The organism is Nostoc sp. FACHB-190 (assembly GCF_014696905.1).
Classification (GTDB): Bacteria; Cyanobacteriota; Cyanobacteriia; order Cyanobacteriales; family Nostocaceae; genus Nostoc_B.
In genome coordinates this window covers 1-1,987 of record NZ_JACJQW010000110.1, presented here as the reverse complement: position 1 = coordinate 1,987, position 1,987 = coordinate 1, and the positions used below count along the sequence as shown (strand labels likewise).

The 1,987-nt window shown below is 37.1% G+C and carries 4 protein-coding genes; all 4 read right to left on the bottom strand.

What is annotated here, in order from left to right; translation table 11 throughout:
• Positions 1–378: 378 nt before the first annotated feature.
• The 4 genes from H6G28_RS36390 to H6G28_RS36375 all read right to left on the bottom strand — a co-directional run bounded on the left by H6G28_RS36390 (position 379) and on the right by H6G28_RS36375 (position 1,834).
• Positions 379–603 (bottom strand): hypothetical protein, encoded by a 225-nt coding sequence (locus tag H6G28_RS36390; RefSeq protein ID WP_190678290.1) that lies wholly within the window; start codon positions 601–603, stop codon positions 379–381.
• A complete protein-coding gene (locus H6G28_RS36385) occupies positions 582–1,001 on the bottom strand; it encodes a hypothetical protein (protein WP_190678287.1) in 420 nt (139 codons plus the stop codon). Before H6G28_RS36385 ends, H6G28_RS36390 begins: the two co-directional genes overlap by 22 nt.
• Before the next feature lie 72 nt (positions 1,002–1,073).
• On the bottom strand, positions 1,074–1,535 hold the full coding sequence (locus H6G28_RS36380; protein WP_190678284.1) for a hypothetical protein: 462 nt from the start codon (positions 1,533–1,535) through the stop codon (positions 1,074–1,076).
• A gap of 59 nt (positions 1,536–1,594) precedes the next feature.
• The gene (locus tag H6G28_RS36375; protein WP_190678281.1) at positions 1,595–1,834 is read right to left on the bottom strand and encodes a hypothetical protein; all 240 of its coding nucleotides are present in this window, start codon (positions 1,832–1,834) and stop codon (positions 1,595–1,597) included.
• Positions 1,835–1,987: the final 153 nt, after the last annotated feature.

The window sequence follows — 1,987 nt, the reverse complement described above, 5'->3', positions numbered from 1 at the left end:
TGATAAGATATCGGGCATGGGCTTGTTGTGGCTTTTGAGTTGTCGTTTGGGAAGACAATAACTCTACTACATCAGCCCTCTCTCTTCATCCTCTTATTTTGGCGAAGGTATTGATTTAATTACGCCAATTATGCAAGAGCAAAACTTAGCGGTGTCCGAAGAGTAGGTGATAGTGAAATGGAAAGCAGCGTAGACGATAGGCATCGCCCCCCATTTTTAATGGAAGCATTGGCTGAATGGCATCTTTTACCCTCAAGATTTTCCAGATGTTATCTACACTGGTGAACCAATAGAGTTAGATGTATTGTCTCCTTTATTATTTGAAGTATTGACTCTTAAGGTTGATTGGAATCAATTCCAGCACTATCAAACAACTGATTAATATTTTGCTGGTTCTACTGTGATGATATCTTGCCCATAGGGACGACCATTTTCCCATTCATAAGCATCGACCATATAATAAGTGTTATTAAATTTGAATACTGTGATCGCTCGATTTCTTCTAGTCGCTACTTGAATGGCAATGTCAACAAGTTCTAACAATTTTTCAGGTGTCATTAAATATTGATAGCTATGATGAATTAAGCTGGTTCTTGTTGCCACCACTCAGGGTTAATTAACTCTATCTTTGACACCTCATAATTGCGACAAGTTTCTAAGTCAACTTTAGCTGCCATAATAGAACGCACAGCAATACTAGACAGCGAATAAACCTTGAGGTCTGGAGTGTCGGAATTTGAGAGCGTAGTTAACACTTCCATTGGAGTTAAGCTTGCGCTTAATGCCACTACGAATGGTTGTAGATTTAACCAATTTAATGCTGCACTGGTAGACCAAGTTGCTGATTGTTGCTCATGACTTTCTTTGTAGTTCAACTCAAAAGCATCACGAGCTTGTTTTTGGGTAGAGTAAGTTAATAAACTGTTGTTATCAGAGTGGAGGGGTAAGTATGCTCCCTCCGTAGTATTCAAGATAATAAAATAGTTGTACTTTGTTTCCATAATGTCAACAATTGAAGATTACAAAACATTTATTAATACAATATTGCTCAGATAAAGTCTACCTAGCAAATCTTAAATAAATTCTATCTCATTTATAAAAACAAATTCGCATTCAATCGGTGAAAGCCAAACATGACAAATTGTGTCATCGTACACCTCAGCTTCAACTGTAATCCCTGGTGCAAGATACTTCTTACCCACAAAATCAGAGTTTCTAAAGTAAAAATTTCCACCCAGTAGCAGTTTAGCTGGTTTTAATTTACCCTCTTGTTTAGCTTGGTAGTATGCTTCTTGAAGTTCTTCACTGCTGGGATGATGACGTACATACTTCATCACTGATTCCCATTTCTCAGGGCTTAGTCTTTCTTTTAAAGTGGAAGATAAATTTGGATTTTTTTCTTGGTGCTGTTCGAGTTCTAATTTCATTTTTTGAATATAGAACTGTAAAGCTTCCTTGGTACCAATTTTATGAGTTTTAGCAATTGTCAGAACATGAGCAACAATCTCTAAATCTTTAGCTGGGTCAGAGTCCATATTTAGATACTACTTGAGGGAGCAGCTAGTAACTTTTTATTGATAATGATATTAAGTTGTCAGTTAACATAACTAACTTGACCATCAGGTAATTTTTCAGCTAATCCTGATGGAAACCATTCTTGGTACTGTTCCTCTCCAAACTTATTCACTAACCATTCTTTCACTTGTTGCAGATTATCAAAGCTGGCGACTGTGGGGGTAGTCTCAGGCATAAAGTCAATTGCCAATTTTCCGTAGTGTTCGGGGTTGTTGGTTCTATAGATGGTAGGAGGTATAGATATATCAATAAATTCCATTGCAAACACCGTAGTAGTAAGGGTAATGGTTGGATTATAACAATACCGTAGCCAATTTACGAGGGTTCAACACCTGTAGAAACGGGATGAATACGTCCTAAAGAAGTAAGCTTGGCAAAAATCTGACTTAATAAAATAGGCTCAGGCATTTCA